This window comes from Sulfurospirillum oryzae (assembly GCF_025770725.1).
GTDB classification, from domain to species: Bacteria; Campylobacterota; Campylobacteria; order Campylobacterales; family Sulfurospirillaceae; genus Sulfurospirillum; species Sulfurospirillum oryzae.
The window spans coordinates 314435-334756 of record NZ_JANZKZ010000002.1 but is presented as its reverse complement, the minus strand read 5'-3'; the positions used below and the strand labels follow the sequence as shown (position 1 = coordinate 334756).

Annotated in this window: 18 protein-coding genes; 7 read left to right on the top strand and 11 right to left on the bottom strand. The window is 36.7% G+C overall.

The features are described from left to right. Window positions 1–65: 65 nt before the first annotated feature. The gene (locus tag N0B29_RS06185) at window positions 66–1817 is read left to right on the top strand and encodes a GspE/PulE family protein (protein ID WP_263832833.1); all 1752 of its coding nucleotides are present in this window, start codon (window positions 66–68) and stop codon (window positions 1815–1817) included. Beyond that, a complete protein-coding gene (locus N0B29_RS06180) occupies window positions 1814–3055 on the top strand; it encodes a type II secretion system F family protein (protein WP_263832832.1) in 1242 nt (413 codons plus the stop codon). The genes N0B29_RS06185 and N0B29_RS06180 overlap by 4 nt, the downstream gene beginning before the upstream one ends. 49 nt (window positions 3056–3104) lie before the next feature. Here the strand turns inward: N0B29_RS06180 and N0B29_RS06175 are convergent, their stop codons facing one another. After that, window positions 3105–3548, bottom strand: a complete 444-nt coding sequence (locus tag N0B29_RS06175) for a hypothetical protein (protein ID WP_263832831.1) — start codon at window positions 3546–3548, stop codon at window positions 3105–3107. A 30-nt stretch (window positions 3549–3578) separates the two neighbouring features. Beyond that, entirely contained in the window at window positions 3579–4292 is a 714-nt protein-coding gene (flgH, locus tag N0B29_RS06170; RefSeq protein ID WP_263832830.1) for a flagellar basal body L-ring protein FlgH, read from the bottom strand. 84 nt (window positions 4293–4376) lie between these two features. Here flgH and N0B29_RS06165 point away from each other — a divergent pair, with 84 nt between their 5' ends. Then, window positions 4377–4823 (top strand): GatB/YqeY domain-containing protein, encoded by a 447-nt coding sequence (locus N0B29_RS06165; RefSeq protein WP_263832829.1) that lies wholly within the window; start codon window positions 4377–4379, stop codon window positions 4821–4823. A 45-nt stretch (window positions 4824–4868) separates the two neighbouring features. On the opposite strand, the gene N0B29_RS06160 is transcribed toward N0B29_RS06165, so the two are convergent. The 9 genes from N0B29_RS06160 to N0B29_RS06120 form a co-directional block, all read right to left on the bottom strand. Then, window positions 4869–6083, bottom strand: a complete 1215-nt coding sequence (locus N0B29_RS06160; RefSeq protein ID WP_263832828.1) for an acetate/propionate family kinase — start codon at window positions 6081–6083, stop codon at window positions 4869–4871. Beyond that, on the bottom strand, window positions 6080–8188 hold the full coding sequence (pta, locus tag N0B29_RS06155) for a phosphate acetyltransferase (RefSeq protein WP_263832827.1): 2109 nt from the start codon (window positions 8186–8188) through the stop codon (window positions 6080–6082). Before pta ends, N0B29_RS06160 begins: the two co-directional genes overlap by 4 nt. Before the next feature lie 70 nt (window positions 8189–8258). Further along, entirely contained in the window at window positions 8259–9695 is a 1437-nt protein-coding gene (locus N0B29_RS06150; protein WP_263832826.1) for a Mur ligase family protein, read from the bottom strand. 6 nt (window positions 9696–9701) lie between these two features. Then, window positions 9702–9971, bottom strand: coding sequence for an acylphosphatase (locus N0B29_RS06145; RefSeq protein ID WP_263832825.1), 270 nt, complete (start codon window positions 9969–9971; stop codon window positions 9702–9704). Further along, window positions 9968–10687, bottom strand: coding sequence for an EstV family lipase (estV, locus tag N0B29_RS06140; RefSeq protein WP_263832824.1), 720 nt, complete (start codon window positions 10685–10687; stop codon window positions 9968–9970). Before estV ends, N0B29_RS06145 begins: the two co-directional genes overlap by 4 nt. After that, the gene (locus tag N0B29_RS06135) at window positions 10680–10904 is read right to left on the bottom strand and encodes a type II toxin-antitoxin system Phd/YefM family antitoxin (protein ID WP_263832823.1); all 225 of its coding nucleotides are present in this window, start codon (window positions 10902–10904) and stop codon (window positions 10680–10682) included. The genes estV and N0B29_RS06135 overlap by 8 nt, the downstream gene beginning before the upstream one ends. A gap of 54 nt (window positions 10905–10958) precedes the next feature. Further along, window positions 10959–11993 carry a D-alanine--D-alanine ligase gene (locus N0B29_RS06130; protein WP_263832822.1) on the bottom strand — a complete coding sequence of 345 codons (1035 nt, stop codon included), beginning with the start codon at window positions 11991–11993 and terminating at the stop codon, window positions 10959–10961. 50 nt (window positions 11994–12043) lie between these two features. Beyond that, window positions 12044–12601 carry a Holliday junction branch migration protein RuvA gene (gene ruvA / locus N0B29_RS06125; protein ID WP_263832821.1) on the bottom strand — a complete coding sequence of 186 codons (558 nt, stop codon included), beginning with the start codon at window positions 12599–12601 and terminating at the stop codon, window positions 12044–12046. Beyond that, entirely contained in the window at window positions 12598–14529 is a 1932-nt protein-coding gene (locus N0B29_RS06120) for a flagellar assembly protein A (protein ID WP_263832820.1), read from the bottom strand. Before N0B29_RS06120 ends, ruvA begins: the two co-directional genes overlap by 4 nt. Before the next feature lie 132 nt (window positions 14530–14661). Between N0B29_RS06120 and murJ the strand changes: the two genes are divergently transcribed. The 4 genes from murJ to N0B29_RS06100 all read left to right on the top strand — a co-directional run bounded on the left by murJ (window position 14662) and on the right by N0B29_RS06100 (window position 20312). Then, entirely contained in the window at window positions 14662–16071 is a 1410-nt protein-coding gene (murJ, locus tag N0B29_RS06115; RefSeq protein ID WP_263832819.1) for a murein biosynthesis integral membrane protein MurJ, read from the top strand. Further along, complete coding sequence (gene cysS / locus N0B29_RS06110; RefSeq protein WP_263832818.1) at window positions 16058–17455, top strand: cysteine--tRNA ligase; 1398 nt, start codon at window positions 16058–16060, stop codon at window positions 17453–17455. The genes murJ and cysS overlap by 14 nt, the downstream gene beginning before the upstream one ends. 2 nt (window positions 17456–17457) lie before the next feature. Next, the gene (locus N0B29_RS06105; RefSeq protein ID WP_263832817.1) at window positions 17458–19173 is read left to right on the top strand and encodes an ABC transporter ATP-binding protein; all 1716 of its coding nucleotides are present in this window, start codon (window positions 17458–17460) and stop codon (window positions 19171–19173) included. Between the two features lie 74 nt (window positions 19174–19247). Then, entirely contained in the window at window positions 19248–20312 is a 1065-nt protein-coding gene (locus tag N0B29_RS06100; RefSeq protein ID WP_263832816.1) for a quinone-dependent dihydroorotate dehydrogenase, read from the top strand. Window positions 20313–20322: the final 10 nt, after the last annotated feature.

The following is a 20322-nucleotide window of genomic DNA, read 5'->3' as shown; positions in this document are numbered from 1 at the left end:
AGAATTTGGTTTCTTCGTTTGAGAAATGGTACAATAGTAAAAATTTATACACAGTGGTAGAGAAAATGAGCGATATTACAACAACACTTTTAACTTATCTTATTCATAACCGTATTATCGACGAAAATAGTGCTGCCAAAATTAAAGAAGAGACAAAACAAAATAGTCATAAAGTTTTAGGAGAAATTCTCTTAGAAAATAACTTTTTTACTAAAGAAGATTTGCTTATTTTGGTGATTGAATTCTTTAAAAAAGGTTATTTAAGCTTAGAAGATGTTAATGCAAATTTTGCGATTGATAGTGAAAAATTTCTACAAGCATTAGCAAAAAATCTTAATTATGAGTATCTTGATCTTGATTCAATCGATATAGACTACCGATTAGCTTCAAAACTTCCTTTTGCTCAACTTAAAAAATATAAAGCACTTCCTATCAAGGAAGACGAAATTAATATTTTTGTGGCACTCAAAGATCCTTTAGATATCAATGCTCAAGAAGGTGTTCAGAGGATTTTTCCAAGAAAACTTCTTAAAATTATTATTTCTGAGCCATCACAAATTGATAAATATCTTGTCAAAATGGAACTTGGTGAGAGCATTAAAGGATTAATTGGAGAAATTCGTAAAGAGATTACTTCAAGTGCTGCTGAAAACCCACAAGAGTCTTCAGGTATTTTAAAACTAATCGAAATTATTCTCAAAACATCTATTTTGGCACGAGCAAGTGACATTCATATTGAACCAACAGAGAATAACTGTATTGTACGTAGTCGTATTGATGGTATGCTCACTGAAACATTTATTTTTGATAAAGACATATATCCACCACTTGCTTCACGTATGAAACTGCTTTCCAATATGGATATTGCTGAAAAGCGTAAGCCACAAGATGGACGTTTCTCAGCAACAATTCTTGGTCGAGAATACGATTTTAGGATTTCAGCACTTCCCACTATTAATGGAGAATCCATTGTTATTCGTATTTTAGATAAATCCAAAGTGATGATTAAAATCGAAGATCTAGGAATGCAACCTAAAACGTATGCAAAGTTTGCACAAGCTATGCGTACTCCTTATGGTATTATTTTTGTTACAGGACCAACGGGAAGCGGTAAAACAACGACACTTTATGCTGCTCTAAATGCTATCAAGAGTGTTCAAAGTAAAATTATTACGGTTGAAGATCCTGTCGAGTACCAACTAAACTTAACACAACAAGTACAAGTCAATGAAAAAGCAAATCTTACGTTTGCAACTGCCTTACGTTCAATTTTAAGACAAGATCCTGATATTATCATGATTGGTGAGGTTCGCGATGCTGAAACATTACGTATTGCAGTTCAAGCAGCCCTTACAGGTCACTTAGTTTTTTCAACACTCCACACCAATGATGCCATTAGTGCCGTAACGAGGGTTGTTGATATGGGAATTGAGCCTTATCTTATTAGCGGCTCCTTGATCGCTATAGAAGCACAAAGGCTGGTGCGCAAGCTTTGTCCTTATTGTAAAACGAAGTATACGCTTCCAAAAACTGCCTATGATGAAATTCATACAATGCTTCCTGAAAACTATCAATTTTATAAAAATAATGGTTGTGAAAAATGTTCACAAACAGGTTATTTGGGACGTGAAATGATCTCTGAGATTCTCCCCGTTAGTGAAAAAATCTCAAGCATGATTGCACAAGGTGCTTCTAAAAGTGATATCAAAGAGCAAGCTATTAAAGAGGGTTTTATTGATATGTATCAAGATGGCATCACAAGAGCTGCAAATGGTATTACTTCTCTTGATGAAATTGCAAGGGTGGCAAAAGTATGAAATATTTTGAGGTCAACTATCTCTCTAAAGGGAAAAAAGAAAAAACTGTTATTAAATCACCCAATCGAAATGATGCTATTTCTATTGCAAAAGTAAAAATACCTGGTGTCATTTTAAATGTTAAAGAGACCTCCGCACCCCTTGAAGATCAAATGAGTGAACTTAAAACTCAATTCCTTGGAGCTATTTTTCGTAAAAAAATTAAAATGCCAAATCTTATTGCAGCAATAAGCCAATTAAGTGTTATGACTCATGCTGGTATATCAATCCATGATAGCGTCAAAGAGGTAGCTAATGCTACTGTTGATAAAACGCTCAAAGAAATTTTTAACAGCGTAAATGATGATCTAAACTCCGGACTTAGTCTTACACAAGCACTGATGACATACCGTGAAGAAGTTGGAGATGTCACATTAGCAATGGTTGAGCTGGGAGAGAGTACTGGTAATATGGCAGAGTCTTTGGAAAAATTGGCAGAAATTCTTGAAGAAATTGAAGAGAATAGACAAAAATTTAAAAAAGCAATGCGTTACCCTATTACTGTTGTTATAGCGATTGCGATAGCATTTTCTATTTTAATGATTTACGTTGTGCCAAAATTTAAAGAAATTTTTGCCCAACTTAAGGCAGAGTTACCACTTCCTACAAAAATTCTTCTTTTTATGGAAAACCTTATCAATCATTATGGACTTTATCTCCTCGCAGGTATTGTTGGTACTATTGTTTTATTTAAGTATTTATTGAATAATAATGAAGAGTTTAAGAAGACATTTGATCAATATATCCTCAAAGTTTATCTTATTGGTGATATCATTTTCTATGCTACTCTCAGTCGTTTCTGCCTTGTTTTTACAGAGCTTATTCGCGCGGGTATACCCATTGCAGATGCACTGGATACTGCTTTATTAACACTTGAAAACACCCATCTTAAAAAAAGACTTTCTGCCGTTAGAATCTCTGTGCAAAGAGGTATTTCGCTAACAGAATCATTCAGAGATACAGGGCTTTTTGAAGGTATGCTTATCCAAATGATTCAAGCAGGCGAGCAAAGTGGTACGCTGGATAAAATGCTGGAAAAAGTGACACTCTATTTCAAATCACGCTTTAGTCAAATTATCGACAATATTGCAAGTTATATTGAACCTATTTTGTTAGGCTTTATCGCAGCTATGGTACTTTTGATGGCACTTGGAATCTTTATGCCGATGTGGGATATGGCAAAGGCCGTTAAATCCTAATACACGAAGAATGAATAAAGCCTTACATGTAAAGGTAAGGCTTTATTTTTTAAAACTCTTTAGGAATAGTACAATCTAAACTGTCTTTAAACTTCTCTTGGGAGAGTTCAATTAACTCTTTTTGACCAATTTTTGCAATCAAACACAAAGCACCTAGTTTTTTACACCACAAGCGCTCTACTTTGATTTTATAGTCATCTTCTTTAATTTTTGTAAAAATACTCCAACTACGAATACTTTTTTTCTCTTTATATTCTAAGACTTCAATAATCTCTTTGTCATCAATTTTACGACCAATCGCTGAACGTAACTGTTCTTCATTAATCCCTAATCGCCATGCTTTATAACCTAAAACAATAGCACGAGCACGATTGGGAGTATTTGTTTTAAGTTTATCAAAACTAGCACCAAAATATTTAAGCGCTACAATAACGTCTTTTGCTTTAAAAATCTTGTCTCTCTCAATAAACTTAGGTGGGTTTGCGCTTTCCAATAAATATCCTTTATAATTATAAATAATGCACTAAAATGGCCAAATGGTTTCCATAAATTTACTACCCCATGGCTTCGTTGTTGTTTGATCAATATCGCCTTCTGTTTTGTAGAGAATTTTAGCATCAGCAATGTATTTTGAATCGATATTATTATTTTTATCAATATCATAAGGGCGAATGACACCACTCACTTGAATAATTTGCTTTTCTCCATTAATTAACAACTCTCGACTACCTTCAATAAAATAATGACCATTATTTAAGATTTTAATCACTCGTGCAGAAATAGTCGTTGCAAAACTTTCATTTCGAGTATTACTTCCATTACCCGTAAATGAATTTGTTGAATTTGTTGTAAATCCAATTCCAGCCGCTTTGTCCATTACCCTACTCGCAACGCCACCTATATCCCCACCAAAAGGAGTTGATAAAGAGACTCCCGCACCCAAAGCATCACTACTCTGTTTGGTAAGAGCTTTTTTGCCTGTAGATGTTTGTGCTGTTTTTTCTGTAATGGTTACAGTGACAACATCATTAACATGCATTGCTTTAAGATCGGAAAACAAGGGATTGTCACCTTGCCCAAAAAGGCTACCTGGATTTGCAGGCATCGTTTCATTGACACGAGAAGGAGTCTCGTCAACGTAAACAGGTGCTTTCATACTAATCTTTGGATCAGCGGGGTGGACAGAACACCCTGCCAAAAAAAGAGCAGTTACCAAGCTACATGTAATAACTCTCATACAACTCCATTTTATTCTATTTTTTACTATTATACTATAAAATACACCCTCCTACTAAAGCAAATTAAGTTCCAAGGAAAGAAGATGTCACAACTCAAAGTAAAACTCCAAGATGATCTTAAAGAGGCGATGAAAAGTAAAGACAATTTTAAACGTGATGCTATCCGCTTTTTGATGAGCGCACTTAAACAAATTGAAGTGGATGAACGAAAAGTTCTCAGCGATTCAGATATCATTAAAATCATCCAAAAATCACTCAAGCAACGTGATGATGCAGCAACGGCGTTTAAAGAAGCAGGTAGAGTTGATTTATACGATAAAGAAATTGCAGAAGCAACCATTCTAAAAAGCTATTTGCCAAAGCAACTAAGCGATGAAGAGCTCAAAATCATTGTTCAAAAACATATTCAAGCCTCTGGTGCAACGAGCCTTAAAGAGATTGGAAAGATCATGTCAGGTGTACTTGCGGAATGTGAAGGTGTAGCTGATGGAAAAAGAATCAATGCCATTGCAAAAGAGATCTTAGCCTAAACAGTTTTTACATGTAGAGAAAATCTCTACATGTAAATTTTTTTGTTATTTACGATGATGCTCTTCGATCATTTCTAGCGTTTCGATTGCAATTTCAAGCTCTTCATTGGTTGGAATAACCAAAACTTTCACTTTACTATCAGGTGTACTGATCTGCATAATATCGCTTGAGCGCATTTCATTGAGTACTGGATCAATTTTGATACCTAAATTTTCTAAGTTTTCACATGATTTAAGACGTACACCGCTTGCATTTTCGCCAATGCCACCGGTAAATACAATACAATCAACCCGTCCAAGAACAGCACTGTATGAACCAATATACTTTTTCAAACGATAATTGAACATATCGTATGCAAGTTTGGCTCTTTCATCGCCCTCTTCTGCCATTTGTGTAATCTCACGCATGTCGTTATTGCCACAAATGCCTTTTAATCCACTCTCTTTGTTGAGCATTTTATCAAGATCATCTATACTAAGCCCACGTTTACGTGCTAGATAGAAAAGAAGCGCAGGATCAATGTCACCACTGCGGGTTCCCATGACTAAGCCTTCAAGTGGCGTTAAACCCATAGAAGTATCAACACTTTTACCATTTTCAATCGCCGCTGCACTCGCACCGTTACCCAAATGGAGTGTAATTGCATTAAGTGTGTTTACATCTTGTTTGAGGTATTTTGCGGCCTCTTTAACAATATAGCGATGTGATGTTCCATGAAAACCATAACGTCTAATACGTAGATCTTCATAGTACTTATATGGAATAGCGTACATATAAGCATGTTTTGGTAGTGTTGCATGAAAAGCTGTATCAAAAATAGCAACTTGCGGCACATTAGGGCTTTGTTGAACAGAAACCTTCATACCAGCAAGATGTCCAGGATTGTGCAAAGGTCCAAGCGGAATCAATCGCTCAATTTCAGACATAACGTAGTCATTGACCATAGCAGGTTCATGAAATGATGCACCGCCTTGAACAACACGATGCCCAATGCCATCAAGTTCGTTAAGATCTTTAATCACATTCGATTGGATCAAAGCTTCACTCATCCATTGTAAAGCCTCATCATGATCTTTGATGGAACACTTTTGTTCTCTTTTATGCTCAGTACCGCTTGCATCTTTATATTTTATTTTAGCCATCGACTCTTTTTCGCCAATTTGTTCAATGATACCACTCGCGAGGACATCATTATTGGTCATATTAAAAAGTTGATATTTAACTGAAGAACTACCCGCATTTAAGACTAGAATTTTCACTTATTTGCTCCATCGTTGGTTTGTGCTTGAATGGCTGTAATGGCTACGGTGTTAACAATATCAGGAACTAAACAACCACGGCTTAGGTCATTTACAGGTTTACGAAGCCCTTGTAAAACAGGACCAATTGCCACAGCACCTGAACTTCTTTGAACGGCTTTATAAGTATTATTACCCGTATTAAGATCTGGGAAAATAAAGATAGTCGCCTCACCAGCAACTTTACTGTTAGGAAGCTTCGTTTTAGCAACGGTTGGATCAATAGCGGCGTCATATTGAATAGGACCTTCCACCAAAAGATCAGGGCGAGTCTCTTTGACAATTTTGGTTGCCAAGCGTACTTTTTCAACCTCTTCACCTTTACCTGAATCGCCTGTAGAATAAGAAAGCATTGCAATTTTTGGCTCGATTCCAAACATCTTAGCCGTATCGGCTGATGAGATTGCAATTTGTGCAAGTTCTTCCGCATTCGGGTCTTGATTGACGGCACAATCACCATAAACAAGAACTCTTGTGTCTAAACACATAAAGAAAAGGCTTGAAACAATCGAAATACCAGGTTTGGTTTTGATAATCTGAAGTGCAGGGCGAATCGTCTCTTGGGTTGTGTGAATAGCACCAGAAACCATTCCATCGGCATAACCTAGATAGACCATCATGGTTCCAAAGTAATTTTTGAGCATCATACTATCACGTGCAACATCTAATGCCAAACCTTTGGCTTTACGCATTTCATAGAAAGAGTTTACAAACTCTTCCATCAGTGGTGATGTTAAAGGATCGATAATGGTTGCTTTACTAATATCAAGTCCAAGTGTTGCACTTTTACGACGTACGTCTGCCTCAACACCTAAAAGAATAATATCAGCAACATCCCGACGCAATAAAATCTCGGTTGCTCGCAAAATGCGCTCATCATCGCTTTCAGGAAGTACAATTTTTTTACGATCTCTTCGTGCTCGCTCAAACAAGGCATACTCAAACATAATGGGGGTAATAGAGCTTGTTGAAGGTTCAGCATTAATTGATTTTTCTATCTCGTCAATATTGACATTAGATGAAAATATACCCATGGCAAGGGCTATTTTTCGTACACTTTGAGGGGTAATGGTCGCTGGAACCTTTGCGACATTGACCGCTGTATCAAACGTACCATTATCAACACTTAAAATAGGAATGGAAAGATCTTTAAAACCAGCTATGAGTTTATTAATAGACTTATGTGGCATCATTCCCGCCGTTAGTAAAATACCAGAGATATTTGGATAATTGTTGGAAAATACGGTACTAAGGCAGCCTACAATAATGTCTGATCTATCGCCAGAAGTAATAACCAAGTCGCCATCTTCAATGTACTCTAAAAAGTTATCGAGCTTCATTGCAGCAATTTTACTCTGCTTCACAACACGTCTAAGGTCTTTTTCTTCACCGTATATGTGCATACAGCCTAATTTCTTTTTGATCTCAGCAACGGTTGGCGTATCGAGTTCTGGGACTTCAGGTAGAAAATAAACTGGAGATTTTTGAATTGGATTTTCGCTATTAAGCGCTTTAAGCTCTTCAGATTCTGCTTCGCCTAAACGATTAACAAACGTTGCAAAGTGTTGGCATCCAGCAACTTTGATTGCTTCTGCTTCAATATGAATTTCATCCAATACTTCTTTAACACTTTTGTGTTTCCCTTTGAGGACACTAATAAAAGGACTGCTAAGATTTTTAGCAATAGAGAGATTAATATCAAAGTCAAGTGTCTGAGAAAAATTAGACTGATTAAGTCCTTCAATGAGAACAAAATCATACTGACTCTCTAGGATTTTGAGTTTATCAATGAGATTCTCTAAAACGTGATTGTATTTGTTTTCGGCAATTAAACTCTCAACTTCATGCACAGTATATCCATAGGTATCTTTATAATCCATACCCAAAGCATAATGTTCCAACATAAAATCAATATCTTTATCGACTTCGTTACCATCTAAAATAACAGGGCGAAAAAAAGCTACTTTACCAAGACGCCCTTTTAACAGCTCCATAATACCCATCGCAACAACCAAACTTCCCGCTGCTGGCGCTAGCGATGAGATATACAAACTTTTCGTTTTCATCTCACTCCTTTCAAATTTATCGCTTATAATACTTTAGATCGTATAACATTCGTATAATAAAATAAATTTTTTAGATAAAACTTGGTGCATCGTTGGAGAAAAGTATCACATCTCCCACATTTGTCTGCTGCGCAAGTGTTTCTTGGAGTTTGGATTTATCTGAAAGGATAATTTTCTGGGCTTTCTTTACATGTAAATCTAAAATTTTCACATTAGCTTTACTTGTAATAATCACAAGATCAAAAACATCATCAATCTTTTTTGCAAGTGTCGTATTGGCTTCTTCTGTACTCTCGACAATACCAGGAGTGATGATAACTTTACGTCCCTCATGTTTTGCAACAAGATCATAAGAACTTAACATGCCTTCTAAATTGCCATTAAAGCTATCATCAATAATGAGCTTACCGCCCGCTTCAATCTTTTGTAAACGATGCTCAACACCGACAAGATTGGATACTGCTGTTTTAATCTGCTCAGTAGAAAGACCAAGGCTGCGAGCCACATGAATGGCTGCGGCAATATTGATGGCATTAAAATCACCCAAAAGTTTACATGTAAAGTGCTCTTTAATACCATCTAACATCATAGAAAAAGAAAGTCCATTTAAGTTTGCTTCAATATCACTCAGTTCTGAACCAAAAGAGACAATAGTTTCAGTCTCTTTAATGTTGGCACTTTCATGCACAAAAGCTTTCTCAAGCCTCGAAGAGTTAATAATCTCCATTTTTGTATTGCGAATATTCTCTAATGTTTTAAAATACTCAATATGTTGTTCACCAATACACCCAACCACTGCAATATGGGGATTAACAAGTCGCGTGATTTCATCAATATCACCACGAGCACGTGCACCCGCTTCTACGATATAAACATCACATTCTTCAGGCAAAGATTCATTGATGTCCTTTATAATTCCGCCTAAGGTATTAACACTGCGAGGTGTTTTATAGACATTAAAGTGTGATGAGAGAATTTGTGCTAAAAAGTTTTTGATACTCGTTTTGCCATAACTTGCCGTAATGGCAACGACTTTAAGTTTACTGCTTGTCATCAGTTTCTTTTGCGCTTCTTTTTGAAAGCTCATAAAAAGCATCTTCTCATAAGTCATGCTTGCAAGCTGTGCTATAGCTAAAGGAATAATCACACCCAATTTAAGGCATGATGGAAAAAATCCACATAGAAGGTCTTGAAACAATGTTGCTAAAACTAAAAAGAGGAAAAAGCGTTGAACTCGCGCTGTCCAAACAAGCTTTTTGTCCATCTTTGACTGCCATACAAAAAGCAATACGAGAAAAAGCGCACCAAAAATGTAGAGAAAAATGCCCTCTAGAAAATAGTATCCCATAAGTGGAAGTACAAAAAAGTAGAGATGCCAGTCATAGCGATTATAGTGAAATAAAATACGCTCAACTTTATAACTGTACCATTGCATCGCCGTCATAAAATAAAACCCCATACCTAAAATGAAGCAGAGGTGAAACACCGTTGTGATAATTTGATCCATGCCTTCTTATCTCTTTTCAAAATCATCAAAGATCAAATAATCAATCTTTTGACATGTAACATCATGAACGTCTGAAAACATTGAGCCATCATAGAGCTTACTTATAAAAAATTCCAAGTCTTCCTCATACTCACAATTCATAACCACTTCAACGCTTCCATCATTCCTATTTTTAACATACCCAACGTAATTCAAAGCATGTGCCATATCGACCACAAAGCGGCGATAATTAACACCCTGTACGCGTCCAGTAACCATTAATCTATACGTATTCAAAATCCAATCTCCAAAAGCGTTTTTTCAATCTGTTTATTCTGTTTTAAGAAGAAAAAGTGATCTCCTTCTAATGGAAAGAAATGGCTCCCCGTTATTAAAGTATGCATTTTTTCTCCACTCGCCAAAGGGGTGGCGGCATCATTTTTACCCCAAAAAATAAATGTTTTGGCTTTACAGGTAAGGAATTGTTCACTAAAATCTTCATTAACAACACGTTTTAATATTTCATACATTGTCTGACTCATGCCATCCACATCTTTCGTTGCAAAAAAGCGATAAAAACTTTTAGGAAAGAAAGGTTTGAGCATTTTAAAAAGCGCTATCTTTGCTTTTACTTTAAATGACTTTGGTGCTACGATACCTGCACTTGAGAGTAAAACCAATACCTCAGGTTTTAAAAGCGTCGCAACTTTGCCTCCAAAGGAGTGACCAACAACCATAAAAGGTTTTACATGTAACGCCTTCAAAAAGACATGAACAATATCAGAGTAAGTTCCAGTATCGATGACAGCTTCAATCGAAGAGTGCCCAAAACCAGGAAGGTCAAGATAAAGATGTTGATACGAAGAAAACGTCTGCCCGAACGCTTGTTTCATAATCTCTTTGTTACTTCCCCATCCGTGCAAAAAGAGGATTGTTTGAGGTTTCCCAAAGTTGAGGATCTCATAAGAGAGTGAATAGTTACTATTTTGAAATACAATCTCTTTCTTAGCCATCACTCTTCTTTTTTGTGCTGGCGTAAATTTTCTCCAAAATATTAACCGCTTCGCTCATTTTTTCATACTCGTCCACCGTAATCATAATCGCCTCAAAACGGTTATTTTTTACGATAACAACACGCTTGTTTTCGCCCTTACTGAGGCTTCCTAACACAGAGCTAAAGTTGCGCACCATGTCAGTTGCCGTCATTATCTCATTCTTAGCATAGGTCATCAAGAAAGTGCCTTTGTGCAAAATTTTATGTAATATCCTACATAAACAAGACTTTTACTTACCTTTAGCTGCTTGAATAGAGTTGATATAGCGGTACTCTTTAGGCATAGAGATACTTTTTGGTAACCATTTCGAGAGATTGTTGATAATACTATCAAAGTCATCAAAGAGGTAATTTGCCATACTACCAGGGATTGGGTTGATTTCATTAAGGTAGGTGACACCATCAATGACAAAGAAATCACAACGAATCAGTGCGCCTAAGAAGAGTGGATCATAAAGCTTAACAAACGCTTCACGAATGCCCTCTTCTGCTTGAGTATCCAGTGTAGCTTCATTCACTCTTTTGGTACGCGAAAAGTCTAAATACTTTTTATCAAAGTCTAAAAACTCCTCCTTTTGTGGCTCTTCAATAATAGAGAAATGAAATACATTCGTCTTGCATCCTGCAAGATTGTACTCTTTTACACCACTGATAAAGGGCTCAATTAAAACAGTATCGTCAAATTCAAACGCAACATCAAGTGCATAAGAGAGCTCTTTTTCCTCTTTTACGATACCAATACCAATAGAGCTTCCAAGTCGCAAAGGTTTAACAATGAAAGGGTAAGGAATTCTAATGGTCTCATTACTTCCTTTGCGCAATGCTTGATAATCCAAAACATTGACCCCTACTTCTTTAGCATACAACTTAGTAAAGAGTTTATTGTAACTGATACAACTGCCTTCCGTTCGAGGTCCAATGTATGGTACACCAAAGAAATCAAGCATGGAGCTTAACTTTCCATCTTCACCGTCTTGTCCATGCACGAGGTTGATCATCACATCAAAAGCAACTTTTTCTTCACCAATCATTTTTTTAGCATAAAAACCACCTTGCTTTAAATAAAGTGATCTGTCTTTTTTATACTCACCACTGCTAAAGCGTTTTGAGGTAATTTTATCCGTAGGAATTAAATAAAAATCACGATGATAATCACAAAAAATATAAACGATATCACTTTTAAGTACTTTTTTTAGAGCAATGGCACTTACCACGCTGATTTCATGTTCAAAACTTTGGGCGCCAAATAAAACGGCTACAGTCATTTCTTTTCCTTTGTTAGCGTTAATTTTAAGAACACTTTTTTGCAAAGAGCCTAACTTAATTTTCTAAGAGCTTCTTTGATAAGTGTTTGGGTATCTGAGCCTTGGCAACTGCTCAGTGCTTTTTTGATCATCTCTTTCTTAAATCCAAGACTTTCAAGTGCCAAAGAAGCTTCAACCATGCTTCCTGAACTATGCTCATCAAGGCTTAATTGCAATGAAAAATCACTCAGTTCTACTAAAATGCGTTTTGCACTCTTCGGTCCAATGCCAGGAACTTTTTGAAAAGCTTGAACATTTTGACTCACTAGTGCTTGTGCAAAATCATCAGGACTGAGCGTTGAGCAAACGGCAAGGGCTGTTGATGGGCCAATGCCATTAAGTTTAATGAGTGTATCAAATACTTTTTTCTCATTTTCATCTATAAAACCATACAAGCTATGTTGATCTTCTCTGATAATTTGCGTTACATGTAAAGCTATAACATCTGTGTTAATTTTTCCAATACACGACAACGAAACAAAAACTTTATACGTAAGCCCAGAGGACGTTTTAATATAAACAAACGTCACCTCTTTTTTGACGACTTTTCCTTCAATGCCAACTATCATTTGCTGCTATACTCACCTGAGCGAATGATTCTATGCTCTCCATTACCCATATCTTTCAAGGTAATTTCGCGAGCAATTTCACGCTCTTTAGGGTTATAAGTCACATCTTTAGGAGGGGAAATCAGTCTGAAGCGTACCTCATTGAACTCTTTCCATGCCGAATGGTTGATAATTTTTGCGGCGAAGACTTTATTTTGAACTTTATTTAACTCATCACGATATTCTTGCAATTCCTCTTTTTTATCCTTGAATGTCTGCAAGAAGGTATTGTAATCAATCACTTTTTCTTGAAAATCTTTAATCTTTGCAAAAAGAGTTACAGGAGGTTCAACGCCTGTACGTTTGAGCTCCATAATTTTGTCTTTTACCATTTCAGCCATTGGCTTATTTTTTTCAATAAACTCTTTTTTAGCGCTTAACTGCCTAGGAAAGGCTTTGAGTTCTTCTTCGAGTTTTTGAATTTTTTTATTGATAGATTCTATCAGTTCATTAAACTCTTTGGTAACACTTGGATCAATGATAAATTTATTATTGGTTCCTTTAAGCTCCGTCACTTCCAAAATTTCTGAAGCTGTGATTTTTGCATTGGACATAAGATTATCGATTTTAACAACCTTAGCGATGATCTCACCACCAATCATCTGTTTTACATGTACTGTATCACCGATAACTTTGCCACCTTCTAAACGGTCGATTTCGACATCAGAACCATTCGCCTCACCACGGTGTACAGAAATAATGATTTTATCGGCTTCAATATAGGCAGTTTGATGTGTTTGTCCGCCAATTTCAGCAATTTTAGCTTTAATTCTTGCGCCACTACCGATATTTCCTTGGACATGCACTTCGGTCGTTTCAACACTCATACCTGCACCTATAGCATCTTTGAGAATATCGCTTTCTTTAATATTGATCTTGATATTTGAGCCAAGATTGGCATCAATTGAACCTGTGGATTTAAAACTGATTTCGTTGATTTCCATCTGGTCTTGAATGTCATAATTGCCTTTATCGAAATTAACATAACCACCACGATTGGCAATATATTTGATACTTGTTTCACTCTCTTTTTTAGTCAGATTAGCACTAATACCAATAGGAATATCGTTAGCTTTACGAGGCTCTTTTACAGGTATATAAGCGCCCCTGCAATTACGACCAGGTGTGCCCATTTGCGGTTTAATGTATTCGATAATACACTCATCTTTTTCAACCGCTAGCACAAACCCTCTCTTAGAATAATCAACCTTGCCATCTGAACTTTTAGCATTGATTTTCTTCTTATAGTGATAGATAAGGTCATCATTGATGGAAGGCACTTCATCGACACCTTGGCATACGACAAAAGTTTGGTTTTGATCTATGATGCCATTAACTCTAATATTGGCAACAATTTTTTTGACCTCTTTATACATATTTTGATCGCGAATACCTACTAAAATACCCGCTTTAATCTTTTTGATTTGAATATCTTCAATCATCTTTTCTTCAAGTTTTGAAGTGTACTTCACATCATGACTTTGCGCAACCATAGCGATGATTTTGGTAAGGCTTTTATTGCCACTGAGTGTTATATCGGGCAAAATTGTGTGATCATCTTCTTGATCAGCAATTTTATAAATTTCAACACGATAATGTTGTGTAAGTTTGAGATTTGGGTTGAGCAAAAAGCTATCATCGAGTAAAAGCTTTAACTCTTCTTCATTCATTTCATTATTTTCGCTTTTTTCATCGCTATAATAAGTTGTGGTGCGAAGAAGCTTAAAAGAAAGCTCTGTCGGTTTGAGGTGATTTGCAGCAGCAACATTTTTAAGTTCTTTAATAACATTGATAGTGTCTATTACAATGGATTTAAATTCAGACGTATCACCATCACTTTGTGTTGTTCCGTCCGTATTGTTACCTTTAATCTTATCAAATAGCCCCAATGTGCACCTCTGTTTTTTGTGTTGAGTTCTAAACTCTGTGTTAATATCGACCAATGTTGCTTAAAATGTTAGGAAATCTTAGCAAAAAATAGATAAAAATATTGTTTAAACCATTTTTAGATACTATACGCCATGCTTATTAAATCATTTTTTACAAACAGTATCGGAACCCTTGTCTCTCGTATATTTGGCTTTATTCGCGATATGCTGAGTGCTTCAATTTTAGGCGCAAACATCTATAGCGACATCTTTTTTGTGGCGTTTAAATTTCCTAATCTTTTCCGCCGTATCTTTGCAGAAGGTGCTTTTACACAGAGCTTCATCCCTAGCTTTATCAAAACACCACGTAAATCACTTTTTACGTATACTATTTTTGTACGCTTTCTACTTTTTCTAATCGTATTCTCTCTTATCGTCACCCTATTTAGCGAGTTTTTTGCAAAAATTATTGCTTTTGGATTTGATGAAGAGACCGTAGCACTCTCAGCACCTTTTGTTGCAATCAATTTTTACTATCTTCCCCTCATTTTTTGTGTCACGCTTTTTGGCTCACTCTTACAGTATAAACACCATTTTGCCGTCAGTGCTTTTTCTACGGCACTCCTTAATATTGGTATGATAGGAGCCCTTCTTCTGTTTCAAAATTATGATCGTAAAACCATTGTTTATGCTCTAAGTTACGGTGTTTTAGTGGGTGGGTTAATGCAAGTTGCCATCCATGTGGTTGCCCTAAAAAAAGATAACTTTTTAAAACTTTTTGTCGTTGCTTTTAAACATCGTCATAAAAGAGATGAAGCACTTAACGAAGCTAATAAAAGCTTTAATCGCTCCTTTTGGCACTCAATTATTGGTAATTCCACTCCTCAAATTGTCTCTTTTGTAGACACAACATTGGCAAGTTTTCTAGTGACAGGAAGTATCAGTTATCTCTACTATGGAAACCGTATTTTTCAGCTTCCTCTCGCTCTTTTTGCGATTGCCCTCACCACGGGTATTTTCCCAAAAATCACGAGATTACTTAAAGCGAACAACGAAGAAGAAGCATCAAAACTACTTTCTCAAGGCTTTTGGGTCTTGGCTTTTCTACTGACAACCTCTACGATGGGTGGTTACATGTTAAGTTACGAGATCGTCAAGCTTTTGTTTGAACACGGCTCTTTTTCACACGAAGATAGTCTAACGACCGCTTGGGTTTTGGGCATGTACATGATAGGATTAATTCCTTTTGGACTTGCAAAACTCTTCTCACTTTGGCTTTATGCAGGCATGAGACAAAGAGAAGCTGCCATTATCGCGATGTATTCACTCGGGTCAAACCTTGTCTTTTCATTTGCTCTTATCAAGCCTATGGGTGCAGCTGGACTTGCGCTTGCAGGCTCACTTGCGGCTTATGTTTTACTCTTTTTTACGATCCGATCCTTTGGTGCTCGAAAATTTTTCGCTATACTTTATAATAAAAAATTACTTATTTTGATTTTAGTGCTACTCCTTGAGTGGGGTGTGCTAAGTTGGTTAAAGGAAATAATTCATGTTTATTTATGATTCAGTTGTGAAGAAAAAACTACTGTTTGTACCTATTAAGGAAAACGAAGTAAAGATTTATGTTTGTGGACCAACCGTCTATGATGATGCACACTTAGGACATGCCAGGAGTGCCATCGCTTTTGATCTTTTACGTCGTGTCTTTACAGCACTTGGTTATCGCGTGACTTTTGTAAAAAACTTTACTGACATTGATGACAAAATCATTCACAAAATGAAAGAGAGTGGCAAGTCACTTGAAGAGATCACCTCTTTTTATATCGAACGCTATAAAAACGAGATGCACGCTTTACATGTAAACGACGCAGACATTGAACCAAAGGCTACAGAAACGGTTTTGGAGATTATCACATTTATCGATGCAATGCTCGGTAAAAAGGTTGCGTATGCAACAAGCGATGGAATCTATTTTGATACTTCCAAAGATCATAAATACCTCTCTTTAAGTCATCGTTCTATTGAAGAAGATGCAACACAAGCAAGAGTAGAGCAAAAAGAAGAGAAGAAAGATCAAAAAGATTTTGCACTCTGGAAATTTTCCAAAGCGAATGAACCAAGTTACCCTGCTCCTTTTGGAGTGGGCCGTCCAGGGTGGCACATTGAGTGTTCAGCGATGATAGAAAAACATCTTGCAAGCAGTGGGGCGTATCAAATCGATATTCATGCAGGAGGTGCTGACCTTCTCTTTCCTCACCATGAAAATGAAGCGGCACAAACCAGATGTAAAAGCGATCAAGAGCTTGCCAAATACTGGATGCACAACGGATTTGTCACGATCAGTGGTGAAAAAATGAGTAAATCATTGGGCAATAGCTTTTTTCTTAAAGATGCTCTTGCTATCTATAGCGGAGAGGTGCTTCGATTTTACCTCCTTGCGACACATTATAGGGCTAACTTTAACTTTGCGGAAGAGGATCTTTTAAACACAAAAAAACGACTTGATAAACTCTACCGACTTAAAAAAAGAATTTTTGAAATCACGCCAAGTGAAGTTTCTTCAAGCTTTAAAGAACTCATGCTTGAAGCACTGAGTGATGATTTGAACATTTCAAAAGCACTGGCAAGCTTAGATGAAATGATCTCTTACGCCAATGAAATGCTCGATTCTAACCCTAAAGATAAAGCTTTTAAAGCCATCACTCATGCCAATCTGATCTGGATTGAATCGTTACTTGGTATCGGTCTCTACAATCCTTACGTCTATTTTCAAATGGGTGTTAGCGAGGCTGAAAAAGCAGAGATTGAAGCACTAATACAAGAGCGAACCGAGGCTAAAAAAGCGAAAGATTTCGCTAAAGCAGATGAAATTCGTTCCCTTCTTGAAAGCAAACAGATACAGCTAATGGATACAGCAACAGGTACGCAATGGGAAAAGGTGAATTAAAAATGTATAGCCTTAAAGATGTTTTAAAGCGTTTTTCTCCTTTTTTTAAAGATTACATACCTTATTTTATTTTGGCTATTGTTGGTATGGGACTTTCCAGTGGTGGTACGGCTTACTCTGCTTATCTTGTAAAACCTCTTTTAGATGAAATTTTTATTGCAAAAGATAAAGAGATGCTACAGCTTTTGCCTTATGCCATTATTGCCGTTTATGCGATCAAAGAGGCTGGTAGGTATATGCAAGCTTACTACACAGCTTATATTGGGCATGATATTATCAGACGTTTTCGTGAAAATATTTTAGAAAATCTTTTAAAACTTGACCTCTCATTTTTCCATGAATACCGAACAGGTGAACTTATTAGCCGTAATACGAACGACGTTGAACGTGTACGTACCGTTGTTTCCAATCTCATTCCTGAGTTTTTACGAGAAACATTTACTATTTTTGGTCTGATTGGTGTTGTGATTTATCAAAGTTATGAACTTGCTTTTTATGCGCTGGTCGTTATGCCTTTGGCTGTTTATCCTTTGAGTATTCTCTCTAAAAAAATGAAGAAAGTTTCACGCCAATCACAAGAAAAAATATCTGATATTACGGCAAAACTAAGTGAAATTTTCAATAACATTGAAATTATTCAAGCCAATAATGCCCAAGCTTATGAGCATGAACTTTTTCAAAAAGATAATGAACGCTTTTTTAAACTCACCATGAAATCGGTTAAAGTCAACGAACTTGTTAGCCCGGTCATGGAAACATTGGGTTCTATCGGCGTTGCTGTTGTTATTTTAGTGGGCGGTAAAGAGGTTATAGAAGGAAGCATGAGTGTAGGTGCATTTTTCTCTTTTTTAACAGCCCTTTTTATGCTTTATACCCCAATTAAGAGAATTTCTGGTCTTTACAATCGAATGCAAGACGCCTTAGTGGCAAGTGAGCGTATTTTCTTCTTGCTGGATCAACGACCTTCTATTCCATCGGGAACAGAATCTTTACCTCAAAAAATCAATACGATCTCTTTTAACAATGTTTCACTGTTTTATGGAGAGAAACAAGCTTTAAATGATGTAACACTTGAAGCGAAAGCAGGCGAAATGATCGCTCTCATCGGTGATAGCGGTGGTGGTAAAAGTTCTTTAATGAATATGCTGATGCGCTTTTACGATCCAAAATCTGGCACTATACAAATTAATGGTATGGATCTAAAATCATTTGATCTGCACGATTTGCGTCACAATATTGCGATGGTAACCCAACGCGTCTATATTTTTCACGATAGCATTGCAGCAAACGTTGCTTATGGCAAAGAGATTGATGAGGCTAAAGTCATTGATGCATTGCAAAAAGCCAATGCGTATGAATTTGTACAAAGCCTAAGTGAGGGAATTTACACGCATTTAGATGAATTTGGAACCAATCTCTCAGGCGGACAAAGGCAACGCATTGCCATAGCACGCGCGATTTACACTAATCCACAAGTGCTTATTTTAGATGAAGCCACTTCTGCACTAGACACACAAAGTGAACAAAAAATTACCGAAGCGATTGAAAATCTCATCAAAGATAAAATCACTTTTGTCATTGCACACCGTCTGAGCACCATCAAAAAAGCAGATAAAATCGCGCTTCTTAAACATGGCAAAATTTGTGCTATTGGAAGCGATGAAGAGTTACTCGCAAACTCCAAAGAGTATCTTAATCTCAAAGGCTTACAGCACTAGCAATAGGCTAAAATCAACCATCTTTTATCTTTTATGGAGTATAATCGCGTACTTTATATTGAAGGAAATAAAAGATGTTTGATTATTATGGCTTGATGAAAAAATTCATGTTTAATTTCTCGCCAGAGAATGCGCACCATATTGCAGAATTTTTCTTTAAAAATGGCGCAAACTATACACCTTTTATTCTCCAACCCATAGCAGAACAGTTTTTTATTCATGACAAACGCCTTGAACAAGAACTTTTGGGAACAACATTTTTAAATCCTCTAGGTCTTGGTGCAGGATTTGACAAAAATGCTACCATGATCAAAATGCTTACAGCCCTTGGATTTGGGCACATTGAGTATGGTACGATTACACCTGAGCCTCAAAGTGGCAATGCCAAACCAAGACTGTTTCGTTATGTTGAGCAAGAGTCCATTCAAAATGCTATGGGTTTTAACAATGAAGGCATGTACAAAGTCGGTAAGCGATTAGAATCACTCTACCCTTTTGCCACACCATTAGGTGCTAACATTGGTAAAAACAAAACAACATCAGCCGAAAATGCGCTTAAAGACTATGAAAAACTGATTAAGCGTTTTAAAGACTTGAGCGATTATTTGGTCATTAACATCTCTTCGCCTAACACACCAGGCCTTAGAGATTTACAAAATGAACAGTTTATTAAAGATCTTTTTGTGATGGCAAAAGAGCTTACATGTAAACCTGTTCTGCTTAAAATCGCACCTGATCTAGCGGTGTCTGATGCTTTACATGTAAGCTCAACTGCTCTTGAAAATGGTGCAGCGGGAATCGTGGCAACCAATACAACCATCGACTACTCTTTGCTTCCAAATGCAAAAGATTTTGGTGGCATTAGTGGTAAGGTGCTCACCGAAAAGAGCTTTGCGATGTTTGACGCACTTGCTAAAGAATTTTTTGGCAAAACAACATTGATTTCCGTTGGCGGTATTGATTCTGCGGATGAAGCGTATAGAAGACTCAAAGCAGGAGCGAGTTTGATTCAAATCTATACCGCATTTATTTTCAAAGGTCCTTCACTCAACCGTGCGATAAATCAAGGCATTTTAGAGCGTATGGAAAGAGATGGATTTAGTCATATTAGCGAAGTTATAGGAAGCGACAGGAGATGATAACGCATGA